Source organism: bacterium (assembly GCA_018830565.1).
GTDB lineage: Bacteria > UBA9089 > JAHJRX01 > JAHJRX01 > JAHJRX01 > JAHJRX01.
In genome coordinates this window covers 1-18,928 of record JAHJRX010000019.1, presented here as the reverse complement: position 1 = coordinate 18,928, position 18,928 = coordinate 1, and the positions used below count along the sequence as shown (strand labels likewise).

Below are 18,928 nucleotides of genomic sequence, written 5' to 3'. Positions count from 1 at the left end.
TTGACCTTTCTCTTGGCCCTCTCAAGGCGAACATTCAATTCCGGCAGCCTGAACAGGATTCCCCGATAGACAATTGCCCCTCTCTCTTCTCTATCTAATCTTGAGAGCACCTTTTCTATGCCTGCATCATCTATGACTCTTGGCATTTTTATCCTCCTTCTTTTATTTATTTGTTAATTGTAGTCAAGGACTATCCAAAAGTCAAGGGATTTGTGGTAGAAGAAAGAATAGACAATACCATAGACATTGTATACAATGGTATTGAACTCAAATACAAAAAGATAGAGAAAAGACCATTAAAACCAAAAGAAGAAAAGGAGCAATTAAAGATAAGAAAGATGATATTTCTCCAATAGATCATCCCTGGAGAAGATTTAAGATAAACCTTAAAAAATATAAACAGATGGAAAAAAGAATATCTTCTGGTTAATATAAAAGGGGACATTTCTATTTGACGAAAAACAGGACATTTCTATTTGTGGCTAACACATAAATAAAAAAAACCTTGATAAATTAACAAATAAGTATTATCCTAAATAAAGATATTTAAAAAAGGAGGCTTAGGCTATGTTTACTAAAATGATTATCGCCATCTTATCTTTAACTTTACTTTTACCTTTAAACATAGATGCCTCTTCTGTTTTTGATATAGGAACTACTACCGCTACTTTCTTAAAACTTGGAATTGGAGCAAGAGCTTCTGCCTTGGGTGAAACTTATGTAGCTATAGCTAATGATGCTACGGCACCTCATTGGAATCCAGCAGGACTTGTTCAAATTAAAAAAGAAGAGATAATGACAATGTATAATAAGCACTTCCAAGGAATTAATCATGGCTATCTATCTTATGTTACCCCTATCAATAAAGGTAAGTCTGCCATAGGCATAAGTGTCCTTGGTTTAATAGTCGATGATATTGAAGTAAGAGTTAGTGATACCCTCGAACCAGATAGCATTTCTAAGGCTACTGATTTAGCAGGTATTCTTTCTTATGGCACCGAGGTGGCTAAATATCTCTCTCTGGGTCTCAACTTAAAATTAATTAAATCTAAGATTATAGATAGTAAGTCTGATTTATCTTATACTGGAGATGTGGGTCTCTTATTTAAGAAAGACAGACTCTCTTTAGGGGCAGTCTATACTAATTTAGGAGGAAAGTTAAAGTATAAAGATAAAGAGGAGCCTATTCATCAATGCTTAAAAGCAGGTGTAGCTTTATCCGCTATGAAGAACCATCTCCTTTTATCTGTTGATGTTAATCTTCCCAATGATAATAAAGCTCATTATCATAGCGGAGTGGAAATCTCCTTAGCAAACTTAGCTTTAAGAGCTGGATATCTAACCGGTCCTAAAGATATTGGTAAAAACTTTACCGCTGGTTTTGGCTTAAAATTAGGATCTCTCTTTATTGATTATGCTTTTGTCCCTTATGGAGACTTAGGTGATACTCATCAGGTAAGTTTAGGGATTAGGATATAGGAGGAGAGTAGATAAAAATAAAATTATCTGTAATTGAGGCAATTTCAAACTAGAGATAAACTCAACATTACTATAAGTCTCTACATTTATTTGAGATCTATTATCTGTAATTGAGGCAATCTCAAACCCTTATAATCATTAACATTAAAATGAAAAGCTAAGTCACATCTTGAAAGATTATCCTTGGCCATATTAGACATATTAAAACCAATAGCGTCTATTTCTTGAAAAGTATTTCCTACTTTTAATTTTAGATGGTCTTTGTTTTTTCCTACCATTTGACAACTTAAAATATCGACACTTCTTAGGATAAAGAGAGGTTGTGGATTACCATCTCCATATGGTTCTAATAACTTCATCTCATCTATCAATTTCATAGTTAAATCTTCCACCGCCACTTCACAATCTATGAAGAGTTCAGGAAGTAAATCTTCATCTTTTAATAAATTTTGAGCATACTCATTTATTCTTATCTTAAACCTTAAGAGATTATCTTTATGAATAACAAGGCCTGACGCTCCTTTATGCCCACCATATCTGATCAATAAATCTTCACAGTATTTTAAAGCTTCAACTAAGTTAAAATTTTCTAAGCTTCTGGCTGAACCCTTGGCTATATCTCCATTGACACTAAAGACTATGGTTGGACGAAAATATACATCTAAAAGTCTATTAGCTAAAATCCCAGTAATACCAGAATAGCCTTCATTAATAGCAACGATGACTACTTTTTCTTGAGAGAGGTCAACTTGCTCAGAAAATAAATTGGAGATTAAGGAAGTTCCTTCTTTTAATAAGATCTTCCGACTTCGGTTTATCTTGATAAGTTCTTCTACCATATTTATAGCTTGAGCAGAACTTTTAATACAAAGTAAATCGGCTCCTAAAGAAGTCTTGTTCATCCTACCTGCTGAATTTAAGACAGGAGCTAATTTCCAAGAAATATCTTTACTAAAAAGCTCTTCTTCGGTTAAGTTTAATTGGCTTAGCAAGGCCTTTAACCCTACTTTCTTGGTATTTTTAAGATGAGTAAGACCTATTTTAACCATTACTCTGTTTTCTTCAATTAAAGGCACTACATCAGCAATAGTTCCTATCGCTACTAAATCTAAATAGTTTTCATAAATATAGTTATGGAGATTTAAATTTTCCCCTTGGTTTTGGCTAAAAGAAGATAAAAGGCATTGAATAAATTTAAAGACTACTCCTACTCCAGCTAATTCCTTGAAAGGATAAAGGCATCCTTTTTGCTTAGGGTTTACAATAGCATCTGCTTCTGGTAACTCCTCTTTAGGCTCATGATGGTCGATAATAATTGTCTCTATTCCTAAGGAATGGGCATAAACTACTTCTTCGATGTTACTTATCCCACAATCAACAGTAATAATAAGATTAACCTTTTCTTGGTGAAATTGCTTGATCAGATTAGAAGATAAGCTATATTCTTCTCGAGAGGGAATAAAATAACTTAAGTTGGCTTGTAATTGAGAAAGAACTCGAGTTAAAAGAGCGCAACTACAAATACCATCCACATCCCAATCTCCAAAAATTAAGATCCTTTCTTTTTTGGAAATTGCTCTTTTAACTCTCTCTACTGCTTTAGAAATATCCTTCAACAAAAAAGGACTATGGAGATGTTCTAATTTAGGGTAGAGAAACTTTTCCACTTCAGAAACATCTTTAACTTGGCGGTTAATAAGAAGTTCAGCTAAAATTTTAGAAATATTTATCTCTTGAGAAAGACTATCTCTTAAGCTTTGATGGTCAGAATGCAAAAAACGCCACTTTTTTTCTTTAGTCTTAAACATAAAACACTCTAATTTAATTTAGTAATTTCTACTTCCAGAACATCTTCTATCTTCAGTAAATCCAAGGCAATATTTTCGATAGTACTGATATTTTCAGGAATCTTAGCGGTAAATTTAATCTCTCCTTCTTTTTGAAAGTGCTTTATCTCTAGATCTTTTATCTGGCTATGGTATCTTAGCAATACATCTTTAACTAAGTTGGTGATCTCTTTTAAAGAACCAACCTTAAGAATAATTTGTTTATATTCCTTAGCTTTAAAGATCTTTTTCTCGAGCAATTCAAAAAAAAGAAGAGTAAAAATAATTAAAAGGGTGGTAAAAACAGCTCCCTTATAAAATCCTGCTCCTACGGCTAAGCCTATCCCGGCTACTGCCCACAAACTTGCGGCAGTAGTAAGTCCTTTTATTGATCCTCGGGAGACAATAATTGTTCCGGCCCCTAAAAAACCCACGCCACTTACTACTTGAGCTGCTATTCGGGAAGGTGAAATCTCTTCATATCTTTGCGACATAAAAAGAGAAACTAACATCATCAGAGTAGATCCTACACAAACTAAAATGTGTGTTCTAAGCCCGGCTGGTTTAGTATGAATTTCTCTTTCTAAACCAATAATTAAAGAAAGTCCCAAAGATAAAACAATTCTAATAATAATTTCTAAGTCATTTACTAACATCTTTCACCTCTCTTGCGCATTCCATCTTCTCTCCAGATGCTATCTCTAAAGCATGAGGAAGAGTATTTAAAATTACTTCTAAGCATTCTCGACATGCATTAGGACTTCCTGGTAAATTTATAATAATGCTCTTTTTCCTCATTCCCGCTAAAGCTCGAGAAATTATGCTTCTGGGAGTAATTTGAAAAGTAAATAATCGCATGGCTTCTGCTAAACCAGGAATATCTTTTTCGATAACTTTTTTAGTTGCTTCTGGAGTGACGTCTCGAGGTCCGATCCCGGTGCCGCCACTAGTTACCACTAAATTTAAGTGATCAATATCTGTCCATTCCATGAGTTTATTAGAAATTAAGATCTCTTCATCTGGAATAATCTCACTTCTTAACACCTTAATCTTAATCTTCTTTAATAATTCTTCTATGACCGCGGTACATAAATCTTCTCTTTCTCCTTTTGAGGCTTTATCACTAATAATTAAAATACCAGCTTTATTCAAAGCAATACCTCTTAAAATAACTTACTCCCATTGCTCGTTTATCACCTGATAAATCATATACCAGCTTTATTCAAAGCAATACCTCTTAAAATAACTTACTCCCATTGCTCGTTTATCACCTGATAAATCATATACCAGCTTTATTCAAAGCAATACCTCTTAAAATAACCTTAAAATTCTACTAACAAACTTGCCCCTATCGTTCCAGCATTTTTTTCCAGTTCAGAGGTGACTATCTTGAGATTACTTTTTGAAATCTTTATTGCCCTTTTTAATGCCACCTCTTTTATCATTTCAAATAAAGATGGAGAAGCATTGATTACCCCTCCTCCTAAGATTACCATTTTCGGATTTAAGATATTTACCAAAGTAGCTACTCCTATGCCAATATAATCAGCCGCTCTTTCTAAAACTTCAATAGCTACTTTATCTTTTTCTTCAAAGGCTTTTTGAATTAAATTAATATTTATCTTACTAAGATCATTTTTTACCAGATCTTTAATGAGCGAATTTCTTCCTTTAAGTCTCTCCACGGCATCCTCAATTATTTTAGGTCCAGAAGCTAAGCTTTCCAAGCATCCATAATTACCACAACCACACTTGGGGCCATTTTTTTCTAAGGTCATATGGCCTATTTCGGCAGCAGAATTAGTCACTCCACGTAAGACTTTACCACCGACCATAATTCCTCCCCCAATTCCCGTACCGACAAACATACAAAGACAATCAAGAATATTTTTGGCTACTCCATGTCTATGCTCAGCTAATAGAGCACAGCGAACATCATTATCAACAAATACCGGCAGAGAGTACCTTTTTTGGAGAATTTCCTTCAAGGGAAGATTTTGGCAACTAAGGTTAGGGGCATGAATAACCTTTCCCGTCCGAAGCTCTACTTGGCCAGGAGCACCAACACCGATACCCCTAATATACTCTTTTCTCTCTAAAATGACTCCATCAACAGAAGCATAAATAGCTTGAATAATATTCGTCGTAGTTAACGCCGAAGGGGTATCAATCTTGATACTAATAGGTACACTTCCATCGGCGCGAACTAAAGCACTCTCTATCTTGCTGCCTCCAATATCAACTCCGATGGTAGCTTTAGCTAAATAAGGTGATTTAACTCTTTCTCTCAAGAAAATTTTCCTTCTAGGTAAAAATTACCACTTTTTCTACCGGTCTTCTCTTTTAAAAGGTGATTTTAATTCTTTTTCTCAAGAAAATTTTCCTTCTAGGTAAAAATTACCACTTTTTCTACCGGTCTTCTCTTTTAAAAGGTGATTTTAATTCTTTTTCTCAAGAAAATCTCCTTCTAGGTAAAAGAATTACCACTTTTTCCACCGGTCTTCTCCTTTAAATAGATATTAGAAATAACCATCTTCTTGTCCGCAGCTTTACACATATCATAAATAGTTAAAAGAGAAACCGCCACAGCGGTAAGAGCTTCCATTTCAGCACCTGTTTTATCAAAAGCTACTACCTTAGAGATAGCTCTTATGGCTGACTCAGATTCATCTATCTCAAAAGTAAGGTCAACATTAGTAATCTTTATAGGATGGCTCATAGGAATTAAAGAAGAGGTATTTTTACTGGCTAAAATTCCTGAAACTTTAGCTACCGTAAGAACATCACCCTTAATTACTTGGTGAGACTTAATTAAACTTAAAGTCTCTTTCTGCATAAAGATTATTCCTTCAGCTTTAGCTGTCCGTAAGGTAGATTTTTTATGACTAATATCTACCATCTTAGCTTTGCCCTGAAGATCAAAGTGAGTAAGAGTATTCTCTTTCAAGAAGATTTTCCTTTTATTAACATCTCTATCTCATCCTCTAAATTTGAAGCAATTACCTTCATCATCCAACCTTCCTGATAAGGATCTTTCATTAAGACTTGAGGATCGTCTTCTAAATTTAAATTAACCTCCATAATTTCTCCAGAAAGAGGAGCAACTACTTTGATATCTCCACTAACTGTTAAAACCTCTCCAAAGCTTTCATTTACTTTTATCTCATCACCTTCAAAAGGTAATTTTACCTTATTTATCTCCCCGGCTTTCTTTATAAAAAACTCATCCAAGCCAATGATCACTTGATTATTATTCTCTACTTTTACCCAACAATGATCTCTATGATAAAATAACTCCTTAGGCCAGGAACGCTCCAAGATTATCTCCTTTCTTCTTTAAGAAAGTAAAGCTTTTAATCCAAAAAATAAAGGACCTCCTACTAATATCTTTTTATTATTAGAGGTAATATAGTTATTCACATAATCTGAAATATAAAGATTAACTTCACCCAGCCTCTTGATCATCTTAAATTTTATATCTAAACTTACTTCCCCTTTGGCTAAAGTTTTTTCTATTTCAAAGATAAACTTCTTCATAATCAGGTCCATAAAAGATAGATTACTCTCTCTTCCTTTATCGTAAACTTCCAAAAACTTATTCTTCACTTCGGTTGTCTTTTTTAAATAATCCCTGGGGGGAAGACTATATAAACTTCCTTCATAAACAAATATCTTATTTAGATAAGCATAAGACATTAAACTCTTTCCCATGTCCCAATTATAGACCCAAATCTTAATCTCTTTGCCTAAAAAATCTCCTTCGTAGATTAAGATCTCCACGGGACCAATGGTCTCCTTATGGGCAAGGCACTTTTCCACTAATTCCTTAACTAACTTTTCTCCACCAGGAGTAGCCGGCTCTTGGCAAGGTTTTAAAGTAGAGATAATTTCCTCATCTGTAAGTTCAATAATATGAAGATACTGAGGATACACTAATTCTCTAATATCTTTAGCTTTTTCTAATAAGAGAGAAAGTCGTTCTACTCCTAACCCTAGATTAAATACTGGATATTTTATACCATAATTAGTTAGGGATTCTTTAGAATAATATCCAAGATTAGCTACTTCTACCTTTTGACTGCCAAATTCAGCATATATTTCGGTATCAGTGCCGGGAGCGTAATAATTACTAGTTACTCCTTTTATTTTAAATTCAAAATTAGAAAAACCTAAACAAGTTAATATCTTTTGAGTAATCTTTTTTCCATCTTCTAAAGTAAAATTCTCATCTACGATCACGATAGAAGCAGAAGTGCTTTCATATAAATGACTACTATCTTGCCTCTGTTCCCTACGAAATCTGGGCCCCATAGAAAATAAGGATAAAGGATACTTTTTTTGACTTAAAAGAGCAGCGATCGTAGAATACCATAAAGCAGTCATATGAGACCTTAAGGTCTTTTTAGAAGGAACAGGACGTAGTTCCTTGAATTCAGGAAATACCTTTTCAATTAAAGATAAGGCTTGTTCTTCTGAGACCGCTAATTCATTAACCAAGCCTTCCACAAAGTCATCTCCTTCTATCCTTCCCTCTTTAAACCTCCTTAGGTATCCTTTTAGCTCTTCTAATTTATTAAAATTTGGAATAATCTCCTTAATCTTTTCTACCTTGTGATTAGAAAGACCTATATCTGCTCTATCTACACCAGCTAAGTAATAAACTCGGTCTAAGATTAAAGGCGCTTCAGAGCCATACTGAAGATAAATATCCCTTTCCTCTACAACCATTGGATTAATAATTTCGTCAAGTCCTAATTCTAAAAAGATCTCTCTTAGCTTTACACTTAAAGCAGAAACAGGGTGTTCTTTTCCTCGTTCTCTTTTAGTCTCTTCTTTTAAAGATACCTCCATCATCAACCTCTCTTTTATAGCTCTCTTTTGCTGAAAGCTTCAAGCTGAACACTTCCAATTAATACTTTCCAATTAATACTTTCCGATTAATACTTAAGATGATATTCATGACATTTTAACATGATATCTTCATATAATCTTCTGTCTTCTTTTAAGATATCAGGAATTAGTCTTTCATTTATTAATACTTTTAATAAATTATATACTACTTCGGGATCAAATTGGCTGCCAGCACAATTTATTAATTCTTTTATTGCCTCATTTACCTTTAACGGGTCTCGATATGGACGAGGAGAAGACATGGCATCAAAAGAATCTACGACATTCATAATTCGCGCCCCAATAGGAATTCTTTTGCCTCTTAATCCTTCGGGATATCCCTTACCATCAATCCTTTCGTGATGATATAAGACAATTGGTCGTTCTTCAGCTAAAAAATGGATCGGATGAATGATATTTACTCCATAGATAGGGTGCATTTGGATGGCCTTTCTTTCTTCATCGCTTAAAGGTCCTTTCTTTAATAAGATAGCATCACTAATACCAATCTTTCCAAGATCGTGGACTAATCCTGCTGTCTTAATTAATCTGGCTTGATCTTCTGAAAGCTCCATCTCTTTAGCTACTAAATAAGAATACTTGGAAACATTAACAGAATGTTCTTTAGTATATAGGTCTCTTGCTTCTAAGGCCATAATTAAAGACCTCAAAGACTCGACATACGATTCTTTAGTAGTTTGAGTAATATCAAGGATCTTCTCTTGTAAATTAGTTACTTTTGACTCCTTAAGGTCTAATTCAGAGTGAGTAACAATAATATCTTTAAATGATAAGATCTTACCCTTTTCTTCTTTTTTAGCTACCGTTACTGCTTTTTGGGCATTTTCTATTAAAGCATCTGCTGTCTTTACTCCGTCTTCTATTACCGAAGAAACTCCTATTGTAAAGGTAATCTTAATAAGATAATCTTTATCTGTAAAATGGTGATTATCAATAATCTTCCTTAGTTTCTCAGCGACAATTAAAGAATTTTGATAATTAGTATTAGATAATAAGGCAATAAATTTTTCCCCTCCAAAACGAGCAATAACATCACTTTTACGACAGTTTCTGGTAATCATCTCTGCTATTTCTCTTAAGGCTTTATCTCCAAACTTAAAACCATATTCCTCATTTATCCTTTTAAAATTATCTATATCTATGATCAGGCAAGATAGATCGGTAAAGTATCTCTTTGTTTTTTCAAATTCAATCTTAAGTAAGTATAAAAATTGAGTGTAGCTTAATACTCCTGTTAAGCTATCAGTAATAGACTTCTTTATTAACTCCTCCTCTTTTTTTTTGCTCTTTTGAGCATACTTTCTTATTTTAAAGAGATCATTGATTAAGCATAAACTTCCCTTAATTACCTCTCCCTCCTGAAAAGGAGCATGGTTTATAGAGACAGGAATCTTTTTCTTTTGATAAGAAAGATTAATTTCATAAAAACATTTTTCACCTTTTTGGATCTTATTTAACTTTTTCTTTAAAAGATCTAAATCTTTTTTATCGATCATCCCAAAGATCTCTTTATCTATAATTTCATTCTTTGAACAACCTAACAGCTTCTCTATTTCTTTATTAACAAAAATAATTCTTCCTTTATTATCTAAGACAATCAACCCCTCATTCATATTTTTCAATAATGCTTGATAGATCCGAGCTGTTCCTCTTTCAAATAAAACCCTGTCTAAATCTTCTCTTTCTTTTAAGAGTACCTCTTGAGGTTTTTCTTTAATGAAGATACAATCTACCACCTTATTTAAGATCTGGCCATTTAAGATCTCATCTTTACTAATAAAACCCACGGCCCCATTTTGTAGATAACTAAAAGCAACCTTTTCTTCTTCATAATTACTAAGAATGATTACCGGTATTTCTTGGTAATCACATTTAATCTTTTTCAATAATTCTAAACTACCCCCATCTTGAAGATCACGGTCAATTAAGATACAGTCAAGACTCTTTCTTTTAAGAAATGTCAAAGCTTCTTCGCTGCTACCAACATTTTCTAAGGTAAAGTATCTTCCCTTAACTTCTAAGATTCTCTTTAACATTAAAAAATCAGCATAATTATCTTCAATATATAATACTTTAATCTTCATATGATTACCTGTTAGCTAAGTTATTAACTCTTTTTGGCTGGTAAAATGAATAAAAAACTTTGTAAATATTCAAGTATCAGTTTTCAGATAGCAATTTTATTAAGAATCAGTCCATTAAGGCAAGAGAGAGAAGAGTATTTAACACACTACTACCTGATTTTGTTAGCCTTAGCTGACGGCTGAACGGTTACAAAATTACTTCCTTTATTTATTAACTTTTTTTAGGCGGTAAAGTAAAGAAAAAAGTACTTCCTTTACTCACTTTAGACTCTACCCAAATATTTCCTCTATGTTTTTCTATAACCTTGTTACAAATAGTTAAACCTGCTCCCACACCGCTATAATTTTTTGTCCCTACCCGTTGAAAAATTTGAAATATTCTTTCAAAATAAAACTCTTCTATCCCAATTCCATTATCTTTTACATAGACAGAAAAAGCTTCTTCTTTGTTTATACTCCCTATTTCCAAAGTTATCTTCTTTTTATCATTAAAGATAAGACCATTTGAGATAAGATTTGACAAAACTTTTTCAATCAACAAAGGATTTCCATAAGCCCCAACATTGAGATTATAAAAAGAAAATTTTGGCTTCTTTTTTTTAATTAGATCTTTTAAGTTTAAAATTGATTTAATAACTATCTTCTTTAAATTAAATTCTTCATTAGAAGAAGCATCTTCTCTAATCTTAGCCAATTCCCCTAAACTTGCAACTTGAGCCTTAAGTCTTTGGATGGACTCATTTAATACCTCAAGATATTCTCTGCCTTTCTCATCTAAAATATCTCTATAATCCTCGTGTAAAAACTTACTAAAAGCTTCAATACTCCGCAAAGATCCCTTTAGGTCATGAGAAGCAAAATAAACAAATTCGTCAAATTCCTTATTTATTTCCTCTGATCTTGAAGTAGCTTTGCCAAGAGCCCTCTTTAGCAAACTCAACTCTTTATCTTTTTCTTCTAAAACAAGGTTTAATCTTTCTCTAAGGATGACTAAATCTTTCTCTCTCTTCTCTAAATCTTCAAATTTTCTATCTTTTTTGCTATCCATATATACCCAAAAGTTATTATAATTAAATTAGACTGTCTTAGGCGACAACTTTAGTCATTCCAAGCAAAGCAAGGAATGACAATTTTAAAAGCACTTTCAAATTCTTAGACAACAAGATACCTTTAATTATAACATAATTAAAAAATCATTACCATAAAATCTTTCTTTTGTGTAACAGCAAAATGAAAATCACTGTTAATTTATACAAAATATTGACTTTTTTTCATGGGTTTGCTAATCTTCTATCTAATAATTTCGATTAATTAAAGTATGTTTACTTATTTCAAAATAATAAAAAATGTCCAACATAAAAAAGATAACTAAATGGATAAGTTTAATTACTATCCTGAGTCTTATTATTTTAACAGCCGTCTTTCATTTTACTCAAATACTTAGCTTGCCTTCTGGAGTACATATTTGCAAAACTTCTCCTATCTCTGAAAATGAAATAAGACTACTCCTTGATACAACTGCATTTAATCCCAAGACTAATAAACGTGTCATTCATCAAGAAAACTTTAAGGAAATACTATTCCTTATTAAAAGGGCTAAAGACTTTATCTACCTTGATTTCTTTTTGTGGAATAATTTCCAAGGAAGCACCTCTGAAGATTATCGGAAAGTCTCTTTGAAATTAGCTACCGCCCTTATTAATAAGAAAAAAACCCACCCCAAGATAAAGATCTTGGTATTAACAGATCCTATTAATCGCATTTACGGAAAGATGGAACCTCAATTCTTTCACCATCTGGTAGATGCTGGAATTGTAGTAGTCTTTACCGATTTATCTTACTTAGTAGATAGTCATCTTATTTATAGTATTCCTGGCCAAATAATAAACGAATATTTAAGTAAGGTACCTTTATTGAAGAGATTATTAGAAAAGCCAATTTTTCCAAATCTCATCAATCAAGATAGTTCAAAGATCAGCTTAAAGCAACTTAGTCAGATTCTCTTCTTTAAAGCAAATCACCGTAAGCTTATTATCGCTAATACCTTAGATAACCAATGGAAAATGATAGTCACTAGTTTTAATCCATCTGATAGTAGTTCTGCTCATTCCAATTGTGGATTACTTGTTAGCGGGAAAATAGTCAAGATTGCTTTGTCAGCAGAACTTGCTGGTATTGAATGGTCAGCAAAAAACCCAAAAAATATCTTAAATAACAAACAAGGAGAAGTAAATAAGCTACTTTTTTATCTTCGAAATTACATAGAGAGAGAGTCATTTAAACAAAAAACTTTCCAGCAAAAAAGAAAAACTACCGTAACGTGGCTCACGGAAGGGGCCATTAAAGATCGTCTTCTTGAAATGCTTGACAAGACCAAAAAGAAAGATGAAGTAAGAATAGCCATGTTTTATCTTTCTGATCGAAGAGTAATTCAAGGAATTAAAAAAGCTGTTCTCAGGGGAGCAAATGTCCGGATAATATTAGATGCTAATCGTGATGCCTTTGGTCATACTAAAAATGGTATTCCTAATCGTCCTGTCGCTGCCGAATTAATTAGATTAAAGAAGATAGGTAAGACTAATATAAGTATCCGATGGGCAGATACTCGTGGGGAGCAGTTTCATCACAAAGCTATTTGTATTGTAAATCTTATTACCCAAAAATACCAATTTATGTGTGGATCAGCAAACTGGACCCGCCGTAATATTGCTGATTTAAACTTAGAAGCTAATTTACTGGTAGAAGGTGCTCCTGAAGTGAGTAAAAGGTTTATAGAATATTTTGATCGAGCTTGGAATAACAAGGATGGACTTAATTATACTGTAGATTACAACACCGTTGCAGAAAAAGGATGGAATTTGTGGTGGAAGACCTTTATCTACTATCTCCAAGAGAAGACAGGAACTAGTACCTTTTAACGGATATTCACCTGGATAGATCAATAGAAAGAACTACCAACATGAACAACAGAACATTTCTATTTGTAGCTAACAATTTGAAAAATATCTATTGACAACTGGAAAGCAAAATGTTAGTTTAATAAAAAGTTTATTATTCATCCTGGAGTTTATAATATGGTAGAAAAAAGTGAAGTAAAAAAGAAACGTAGCTCGGTATTAAAAAGAGTTGGACAAGATAAAAAAAGAAGACTACGAAATGTTTCCACTAAATCTAAGGTTAAAACACTGGCTAAAAATGTAATCAAGAGCCTAGAAGAAAAAGATGCTGACAAAAGCCAAGAAACCTATAGACTATTTACTAAAGCTATAGATAAAGCGGCCCAAAAAGGCATCATTCATAAAAATACTGCTAACCACAAAAAATCTCGCTTAGCTACAAAGATTAATTTTATCAATTCTGGCATAAGTCAACAATAAATATCTCCATTATTACTGAAGAATGGTTTTGGCTTTGAGTCTTCAACTGGCAATCTATTTCTACAAGTTTTTTGTAAAGATTTTTAAGTTCTAATTGAGAATAATTTTTAGATTGAGAAAGTAAGCTTGAAGCTTGTTTTACTGATCTTAAGTTTAATCTTTTTAAAATGTCGAAAGGGGCACTATTTTCTAAGTCTAATGATTTTAACTGATACAAGAGTCTTAAATGTTTGGTGATCATAAAAAATATCTTTACCACTGGTTCTCCTTTATTCATTAACCTCTTAAAGAAATAAATAGAATCTTTAAGATTACGAACCCCAAGAGCTGCTAAGAAATTAAAGATCTCTTCTTGATAAGAAGGTCGGCTAATAATAAGAGCTAAATCATCTTTATCTACTTCTTTATTTTTATCAAAATAAAGTAAGTATTTCTCTAATTCTTTCTTTAAAAATACCAAATCTTGACCAAGTGTTTCTATCAGGTAAGTTGTGGCTTGAGGAGTAAATATTAAACCATTCTTGAAGCTAAACTTTTTAATATAATCAGCCATTTGGAAAAAAGAAAGAGGATAAAAACAAAAGAGAGAGTTATTTTTTTGGGCAAGTTTATAGATAAAATGACTACTCTTTAAATTATGAGCAGATAAGACTAAATGAAGATAAACTGGAATTTTTTCAAGATATTTGGATAATTCTTCTTGTTCTTTTTGGGAAAAAATTAAAATATCTTCAATGATTACTAATCTCTTAGAAGAAGCAAAAGGAAAAGTTTCGCAAACGTTAATTATTTCAGAAAGAGATTTACTTTCTTCACCAAAGTAATTAATATTAAATGAAGTAAGATTAAGATTAAGAAAGAGGTATTCTTTTAATTTATTAATACCTTCAGAAATCAAACTTTTATCTGAACCCAAGAGAAGATAGAAAGAAGATAGCTTATTTTTTTCTAATTGCTTTAAAAATTCTTGGTAGGTAGAAGTGGACATAATAAACTGGTGGCAAAATAACGTAAAAAAATACCTAAAAACTCATATTTGATACAGGAAATTGGCATTCTCCATTAAGATTGCTTCGTTGCTTTGCTCCTCGCCTTTGCTCCTCGCAATGACGAATAAGTTTTTCTTTGAATGCAACTTAGTATAACAAGAATTACCAACCCTCAATAGTTCTGTTAACTATATCCCAAGCAAGATTTTCAAAAAGAGCTTCTCTGGCGTCTTCTTCAGTTTCATATTCGATATGAGAAGGAGAGTATAATGATGAAGTCGAAGGAATATAAATAATAGATCCCTCAAATTTTTCTTTCCAAATTTCTTTGTTATCTTTATCAGTTAGGAAAACATTTATCAGTATCCATAACTTGTATTTAGTTATATAACCTTCTCTATCATAAGATAAAGGTTCTTTATGATACGAAATAATTTCTCCCGAAAGTATGGTGTCTGTTTTTTTATTTGAAATTACATTTAAATGTCCATCTAAGATAAACTTTTCTATAATCTTATCGGTTAGTTTGTTTTCTAAGCCATAAATTAAAGTTTTATTAGAAAAAATAGAAATATTGATGGTCCTAATGTCAAGAGGAAGAATAGGTGCAGGAGTATGGGCACAGCTGGCTGTAATTAAGATTAAAAAAAATAGTATCAGAAAATTTTTAAGACTCTTCATCTTAGTTTGCTTTTGAGTTAGTTTGCTTTTGAGCTAAAAGGTAAACTTACTCTTAATTATAAATATTCATGGCTATATCTAATCCTTCTTCAATAATAGATAAAATAGCCTGGACTGTTCTTAAGATAACTTCATTAATAACTAGATCTTCTTCTGGAGTAAAATTAGATAAGACAAATCCAGAAGAATTAGAAACTTTAAAACCCGGATTTATGCCCACCCGAACTCTTTTGATCTCTTGAGTATTTAAACACTCTAAGATAGATCTTAATCCCTTATGTCCTCCGCAACTACCCTTAGCACGAATTTTAATCTTTCCCAGAGTTAAATCTAAATCATCGTAAACCACAATAATTTTAGAAGGATCAATATTATATGTTTGGACAAGATTAATAACTACTTCTCCGCTATTATTCATATATGTTTGAGGTTTAGCTAAAATAATTTCTTTATATCGATAAACTCCTTTGCCTATTTTAGCCTTACATTTCCTTTGATTAACTTTTATTTCTGTAACTTGGGAAAGTATCTTTATGACTTTAAATCCTATATTATGCCTATTTTTTTGATATAAGAAACCATGGTTACCTAATCCTATTATCAAAAACATAGTTATTTTTCTTCACTTTCAGATTCCTTTTCTCTTTTTTCTTTAATTACCTCAGGAGCTTTAGTTTTTTCTGTTGTAGTTACTTCTTCTTTTATTTCTACCATTGGCCTAACGGTTGCTATTAGTAGCTCAAGATCAGAAAGTATTTTTACCTCTTCTGTTAATTTAATATCCTTAACATAGATACTCTCATTTATTCCTAAATTACTAATATCTACATTAATGCTTTCTAAGACTTGGGAAGGTAAACTCTCTACCTCGATTTCCCATAAATTTTGCTCTAAAATACCTCCTTCTTTAACTCCCTTAGGTTCTCCTACTATATGGATAGGAATACTAAATTCTACCTTTTCATCTAAAGATATATGTTGAAAATCAATATGGGTAATATCCCTAGTAATAAAGTGGGTCTGTTTTTCTTTTAAAATAGTGGTTCTAGAAAAAAACTTTTCTCCTTCTTTGATTTCTAAATTTATAATAATATTATCCCCTGCTTCTGTAAATAAAGCTTTTTTTAAAGATTTATTATCTAACTCCAATAATAATGGTTCTTCCTTATGTCCATATAACACTGCCGGAATAAATCCTCTTTGTCTTAATCTTCGGCTATATCCTTTTTTGGTGCCTTTTCTAATAGTTGCTCCTAAAGAAACTGTCTTCATAAAATCTCCTCCTAGGTAAATAATGAACTGACTGAAGCATCAATATGAATACGATTTATAGCTTCACCTAATAGCTTAGCTACCGATAACTCTACAATCTTCAAACCTTCAGGTGCTTCTTTTTCAAAAAAGATAGTATTGGTAATGACTACTTCATTAATTCCAACTTTACTTAATGTTTCCATAGCCTTACCAGAAAATACAGGATGGGTACAGGCAACATAAATATCTTTTGCTCCTTTATCTCTTAAGGCAATGACAGATTTAGCAATCGTTCCTCCAGTATCGATTATATCATCTAAGATAATTAAGTTCTTATTCTTTATATCTCCAATCACATTCATTACTTCTGATTTATTTATCTCTGGTCTTCTTTTATCGATGATGGCAATACTGGCCTTAAGCCTTTTAGCAAAATCCCTAGCTCTCTCGACTCCTCCAGCATCAGGAGAAACAATTACCAAGTCTTTAATCTCTCTCTTCTTAAAATAATCAGCTATGGCTGGTGCCGCATAAAGATGATCTACTGGAATATCGAAGAAACCTTGAATTTGACCAGCATGAAAATCCATAGAAAGAATTCTTCTTGCTCCAGCAGTAGTGATTAAATTTGCTACCAGCTTAGAAGTAATAGGAACTCGTGGTTGGACTTTTCGATCTTGTCGGCCATAGCCATAATAAGGTATTACCGCTGTAATGCGACGAGCCGAAGATCGCCGAACGGCATCAATCATAATTAACAACTCCATGAGATTTTGGTTAGCCGGAGGACAAGTTGATTGAATAATAAAAGTATCTGCTCCTCGAATATTTTCATTAATTTGAACAAAGGTTTCACCATCGCTAAAAGATGATACTTCAGCCTTACATAAAGGAACAAATAAGTATTCACATATTTCCTCTGCTAACTTGTGGTTAGAATTCCCAGAGAGTATCTTTAAACTTAATTCTTTAGGCATAACATCCTCTACTTAAGTTGTTGATTATCTTTAAAGTAATTATAAGGACCAATAGTAGTTTCTCTCTCAATATGGCTATTGACAATAAAGGAAGCAAAAATGTTAGAATCGGTTTCTACTTGAGAATTTATGACACAAGAAGAAGGACCAATTAAGCATCTATTTTTAATGAACGTATTTCCTAAAATAATAGTGTATGGGTAAATAATAGTATCTTGTTCTATCTTTACCTCTTGATCGATAAAGGTAGAATTAAGATCTAAGATGGTTATTCCTTGAAGCATTAAATTTTCTAAGATCTTTCTTCTTAATTTACTTTCTGCCTCGGAAAGATGAAGACGATTATTAATACCTAAAGCTTCATAAGGATCTTTAGTCTGAAAAGAGGTGACCATTAAGCCTTTTTCTATGAGTTTTTCAACACAATCAGTAAGGTAATATTCTCCCTTTTTTTGATTAAGTTCTAAACTATCTAAAACTGGTAATAGCTCTGGCCAATTAAAGCAATAAATACTGGTATTAACTTCCGTAATCTCTCTTTCTAAAGAAGTGGCATCGAGTTCTTCAATAATCTTTTTTAGATAGCCTTCTTTATCTCGAACCATTCTTCCATATCCCTTAGGATTATCTAAGATAGCGGTAAGAATGGTAACCGCAGCATTATTCCTTTTATGGCATTGATACAGATTTTCTAAAGTTTCTAAAGTAAGTAAAGGAGCATCAGCGCATAAAACTAAGATATTTCCCTTGAAACCTTCTAAATCTTTCTTGATCTGCATTAAAGCATGGCCAGTTCCTAATTGCTCTCGTTGAATAATCACCTTTAAACTTGAAGGTAAAACACTTTTTATTTCCTCAGCTTTATATCCTAAGATAACTAAAGTCTCTTTTATCCATGAAAGCTTGGCGGTGTTATCTAAAGAATAGTTAATTATGGGAAGACCGCATAGTTTATGAAGAATCTTAGGAACTTCAGACTTCATCCTTGTTCCTTCTCCTGCTGCTAATATAACCGCGATCGTATCTCTTTCCATGGTGCTTATCTATTTTTAATACTTAATTTTCTGTAGTCTAAAGATTTATCTGATTAACTATAATTATATTTACTTAAGTATATGGTAATAGAAATTAATGTCAAGTAGAAATTAATGTTAAGCAAATTTAATAAATTGTCAAGCCAAAATAGATCGCCCTTTCAACGGCATCTTCAAATCCCCCTGTGGCTTTGCTACTTTCCCCCTTTATCAACTTATCTTTACCCATATCTTTTACTGGACAAATTATCAAGGAGGAGCAGGAGAACCTTGACCCACTCTTCCATTGAATATCTTCCACATTTCAGTCATATTA

19 protein-coding genes are annotated in these 18,928 nt (G+C 32.4%); 4 read left to right on the top strand and 15 right to left on the bottom strand.

Features of this window, described 5'->3' with window-relative positions; genetic code table 11:
* Positions 1 to 212: 212 nt before the first annotated feature.
* Together KJ849_01385 and KJ849_01380 are read left to right on the top strand one after the other, a co-directional pair.
* Positions 213 to 356, top strand: coding sequence for a hypothetical protein (locus KJ849_01385; protein MBU2599227.1), 144 nt, complete (start codon positions 213 to 215; stop codon positions 354 to 356).
* A gap of 211 nt (positions 357 to 567) precedes the next feature.
* The gene (locus tag KJ849_01380; GenBank protein MBU2599226.1) at positions 568 to 1,479 is read left to right on the top strand and encodes a PorV/PorQ family protein; all 912 of its coding nucleotides are present in this window, start codon (positions 568 to 570) and stop codon (positions 1,477 to 1,479) included.
* A gap of 86 nt (positions 1,480 to 1,565) precedes the next feature.
* Here the strand turns inward: KJ849_01380 and recJ are convergent, their stop codons facing one another.
* From recJ to KJ849_01335, 9 genes are all read right to left on the bottom strand, one after another.
* Positions 1,566 to 3,287, bottom strand: a complete 1,722-nt coding sequence (gene recJ / locus KJ849_01375) for a single-stranded-DNA-specific exonuclease RecJ (GenBank protein MBU2599225.1) — start codon at positions 3,285 to 3,287, stop codon at positions 1,566 to 1,568.
* A gap of 8 nt (positions 3,288 to 3,295) precedes the next feature.
* On the bottom strand, positions 3,296 to 3,961 hold the full coding sequence (locus KJ849_01370; GenBank protein MBU2599224.1) for an MgtC/SapB family protein: 666 nt from the start codon (positions 3,959 to 3,961) through the stop codon (positions 3,296 to 3,298).
* Positions 3,948 to 4,457 (bottom strand): MogA/MoaB family molybdenum cofactor biosynthesis protein, encoded by a 510-nt coding sequence (locus KJ849_01365; GenBank protein ID MBU2599223.1) that lies wholly within the window; start codon positions 4,455 to 4,457, stop codon positions 3,948 to 3,950. Before KJ849_01365 ends, KJ849_01370 begins: the two co-directional genes overlap by 14 nt.
* A 170-nt stretch (positions 4,458 to 4,627) precedes the next feature.
* Positions 4,628 to 5,596 carry an ROK family protein gene (locus KJ849_01360; protein MBU2599222.1) on the bottom strand — a complete coding sequence of 323 codons (969 nt, stop codon included), beginning with the start codon at positions 5,594 to 5,596 and terminating at the stop codon, positions 4,628 to 4,630.
* A gap of 176 nt (positions 5,597 to 5,772) precedes the next feature.
* Positions 5,773 to 6,252 (bottom strand): cyclic pyranopterin monophosphate synthase MoaC, encoded by a 480-nt coding sequence (moaC, locus tag KJ849_01355; protein MBU2599221.1) that lies wholly within the window; start codon positions 6,250 to 6,252, stop codon positions 5,773 to 5,775.
* Positions 6,249 to 6,623, bottom strand: coding sequence for a glycine cleavage system protein H (locus KJ849_01350; GenBank protein ID MBU2599220.1), 375 nt, complete (start codon positions 6,621 to 6,623; stop codon positions 6,249 to 6,251). Before KJ849_01350 ends, moaC begins: the two co-directional genes overlap by 4 nt.
* An 18-nt stretch (positions 6,624 to 6,641) precedes the next feature.
* Positions 6,642 to 8,159 (bottom strand): O-phosphoserine--tRNA ligase, encoded by a 1,518-nt coding sequence (gene sepS, locus KJ849_01345; protein ID MBU2599219.1) that lies wholly within the window; start codon positions 8,157 to 8,159, stop codon positions 6,642 to 6,644.
* Positions 8,160 to 8,242: 83 nt separating this feature from the next.
* On the bottom strand, positions 8,243 to 10,300 hold the full coding sequence (locus tag KJ849_01340; protein ID MBU2599218.1) for a diguanylate cyclase: 2,058 nt from the start codon (positions 10,298 to 10,300) through the stop codon (positions 8,243 to 8,245).
* Between the two features lie 211 nt (positions 10,301 to 10,511).
* Positions 10,512 to 11,348: a hypothetical protein gene (locus tag KJ849_01335; protein MBU2599217.1), complete on the bottom strand. Its 837-nt coding sequence runs from the start codon at positions 11,346 to 11,348 to the stop codon at positions 10,512 to 10,514.
* Between the two features lie 298 nt (positions 11,349 to 11,646).
* Between KJ849_01335 and KJ849_01330 the strand changes: the two genes are divergently transcribed.
* Positions 11,647 to 13,218: a hypothetical protein gene (locus KJ849_01330; protein ID MBU2599216.1), complete on the top strand. Its 1,572-nt coding sequence runs from the start codon at positions 11,647 to 11,649 to the stop codon at positions 13,216 to 13,218.
* 156 nt (positions 13,219 to 13,374) lie between these two features.
* The gene (rpsT, locus tag KJ849_01325) at positions 13,375 to 13,677 is read left to right on the top strand and encodes a 30S ribosomal protein S20 (protein ID MBU2599215.1); all 303 of its coding nucleotides are present in this window, start codon (positions 13,375 to 13,377) and stop codon (positions 13,675 to 13,677) included.
* Here rpsT and holA read toward each other — a convergent pair.
* The 6 genes from holA to KJ849_01295 form a co-directional block, all read right to left on the bottom strand.
* Complete coding sequence (holA, locus tag KJ849_01320; protein MBU2599214.1) at positions 13,652 to 14,665, bottom strand: DNA polymerase III subunit delta; 1,014 nt, start codon at positions 14,663 to 14,665, stop codon at positions 13,652 to 13,654. The genes rpsT and holA overlap by 26 nt on opposite strands.
* A 163-nt stretch (positions 14,666 to 14,828) precedes the next feature.
* Positions 14,829 to 15,347, bottom strand: a complete 519-nt coding sequence (locus tag KJ849_01315; GenBank protein MBU2599213.1) for a hypothetical protein — start codon at positions 15,345 to 15,347, stop codon at positions 14,829 to 14,831.
* Positions 15,348 to 15,399: 52 nt separating this feature from the next.
* Positions 15,400 to 15,957 carry an aminoacyl-tRNA hydrolase gene (gene pth, locus KJ849_01310; protein ID MBU2599212.1) on the bottom strand — a complete coding sequence of 186 codons (558 nt, stop codon included), beginning with the start codon at positions 15,955 to 15,957 and terminating at the stop codon, positions 15,400 to 15,402.
* A gap of 2 nt (positions 15,958 to 15,959) precedes the next feature.
* Positions 15,960 to 16,619, bottom strand: a complete 660-nt coding sequence (locus tag KJ849_01305) for a 50S ribosomal protein L25 (GenBank protein MBU2599211.1) — start codon at positions 16,617 to 16,619, stop codon at positions 15,960 to 15,962.
* 11 nt (positions 16,620 to 16,630) lie between these two features.
* Entirely contained in the window at positions 16,631 to 17,578 is a 948-nt protein-coding gene (locus KJ849_01300; GenBank protein ID MBU2599210.1) for a ribose-phosphate pyrophosphokinase, read from the bottom strand.
* An 8-nt stretch (positions 17,579 to 17,586) separates the two neighbouring features.
* Complete coding sequence (locus tag KJ849_01295; protein MBU2599209.1) at positions 17,587 to 18,612, bottom strand: NTP transferase domain-containing protein; 1,026 nt, start codon at positions 18,610 to 18,612, stop codon at positions 17,587 to 17,589.
* Positions 18,613 to 18,928 lie beyond the last annotated feature (316 nt).